This is a genomic window from Pseudoalteromonas sp. G5_S1_54_S4, from assembly GCF_054968565.1.
Genome location: NZ_JBQKUL010000112.1, coordinates 1 through 2,135 on the forward strand (window position 1 = coordinate 1; position 2,135 = coordinate 2,135).

Here is a 2,135-nt window from a genome sequence, read left to right on the forward strand (position 1 = left end):
AATTTACTCAGCATATTAACCTGAGGTAATTATGAATAAACAGCAAAAAATAAAACACTGGCAAGGCATTTTTGAGCAGCAAAAATCGAGTGGTTTAGCCATCATTCAATTTTGTCGTGATAACAACATTAACGCATCGACTTTCTATGTTTGGCGTAAACGCCTTTCTGACGAAACGATAAGGGTTAAAAAGCAACAGGTGATCCCGTTTGTTATTCATGAGCAAGCCTTTACACACCCTTCAATCATTAAACTCACCACACCAAACGGCTATCAAATAGACTTCGAGTCGACATTAGCGCACCAAGCACTCGCCAAATTATTGAGCGTACTGTGACACCTTGCACCCACCAAGTTTACTTGGTCACGGGATTCACCGACATGCGAAAATCAATCAATGGGTTAAGTATTATTGTCAGCGATACCCTATCTCTCGATCCTTTAAGCCAAGCGTGGTTCGTTTTTTGTAATAAACAACGCGATAAATTAAAAATTTTGTTTTGGGATACCAATGGTTTTTGGCTTTATTATCGTCGCTTAGAGCAAGGACGATTTCAATGGCCAAATCATGCTCAAGCACACGTAGCCATGGGGATTGAACAACGGCAGTTACAATGGTTATTATCTGGCTTACCGGTAAATAATAAAACCCGCCACTCAACTTTATCAGGGTTATCAGTGATATAAATTAACCAGATCGTTTTTTTTACTTGAACGATCTTTCCCATGTGTCATGCTATTAAAATGCCAGACACTATTCTCATCACCGAACTACAAAATCAGCTTGCACTTATGCAGGCTAAGCTTGATGGCTTAGAAAAAGATAAAATTTCACTGCAAGAAGATAAGGTTGAAATGCAATCGCGGATTGACCACTTGCTTGCTGAGCTTAAGTTAAGTAAATCCCAAAAATACGGTAAAAAAAGTGAAAAAGCCCCACGGGGCACCTTCAATGAAGCGGAGCAGCATAAAACGACTGAGCCGCCTAAACACCATAAGAAAGGTAAACAAATACTGGCTGAGCACTTTGAACGAGAAGAGGTTGAGCACACCTTAACCGAGTTAACGTGTCAGTGTTGCGGTGAACAACTACATCAATGTGGTAGTGAAGACAGCGAGCAAGTGAAGATTATTCCGGCGAAAGTCAGTGTCATTAAGCACAAACAATTTAAATATGCTTGCAGACATTGCGAGCATGAACAATTGGCCAGTAAAATAATCACCGCGCCTAAACCCAAGCAGCCTATTCCTGGCAGCATTGCGAGTCCAGAAGCGTTATCGGCGGTTGTTACGGGCAAATACTGCGATGCCTTACCGCTTTATCGTTTCGTTGACATACTGGGCCGTGGCGGCCTTGAACTATCGCGCGGAACATTAGCTAATTGGTGTATTAAAGCGGGCCTGCTAATCAGCCCCTTAGTGGCAGCCATGCAACGTCACTTGCTTAGTGAGCACAGTTTATGTGCCGATGAAACCCGTACACAAGTGTTAGATGAAGGTGACAACCCTAGCAGCAATTCCTACATGTGGGTTTATCGCAGCAATGAGGTCAGCCGTGAGCCTGTCGTGATTTACGATTACCAAGCAGGTCGAAGTCGCGCTTGCGCAAAAGAATTTCTTGCCGGTTATCAAGGCTATTTACAGTGCGACGGTTACCGTGTTTATGACGGTATTGAAGGCATTACCCCTGTTGGTTGCTGGGCACACGCTAGACGCAAATATAACGATGCCTTAAAAGCAGAGTCGAAAAACAAAGGTCGAGCGCATAAAGCCATCAGCTTTATCAGCCAATTATATAAACTGGAAACCCACGCTAAAAACAAACAGTTATCTCCTCAAGCGCGGTATCAGTTACGACAAGAAAAAGCCTTACCCATATTAATGCACTTTAAAGCGTGGCTTGATGAAGCCGAAGGTAAAGTAACGGCGGGGAGTTATATTGGCAAAGCGATAAAATACACGCTTAATCAATGGCCGAAATTAATGCGGTATAGTGAAGATGGCGAACTAGGGATTGATAATAATATTACTGAGCGAGATATTCGGCCGTTTACCACTGGTAGAAAAAACTGGCTATTCTCAAAATCGGTTAATGGTGCTCAGGCCAGCGCGATACTTTATAGTATTGTGATGAC

The 2,135-nt window shown here is 42.8% G+C and carries 3 protein-coding genes; all 3 read left to right on the top strand.

Annotated features, from left to right (window positions below; all coding sequences use genetic code 11):
• Positions 1-31: 31 nt before the first annotated feature.
• Entirely contained in the window at positions 32-337 is a 306-nt protein-coding gene (tnpA, locus tag ACTRWE_RS19115) for an IS66 family insertion sequence element accessory protein TnpA (RefSeq protein ID WP_010555472.1), read from the top strand.
• Positions 334-687 (top strand): IS66 family insertion sequence element accessory protein TnpB, encoded by a 354-nt coding sequence (gene tnpB / locus ACTRWE_RS19120; RefSeq protein ID WP_254910727.1) that lies wholly within the window; start codon positions 334-336, stop codon positions 685-687. Before tnpA ends, tnpB begins: the two co-directional genes overlap by 4 nt.
• A 57-nt stretch (positions 688-744) precedes the next feature.
• The coding region (gene tnpC / locus ACTRWE_RS19125) for an IS66 family transposase (protein ID WP_462880525.1) at positions 745-2,135 on the top strand (1,391 nt) is incomplete at its 3' end.

Excerpts from the sequence above, each read along its gene's own strand:
- tnpA (WP_010555472.1), top strand. The coding sequence starts at position 32 with ATGAATAAACAGCAAAAAATAAAACACTGGCAAGGCATTTTTGAGCAG.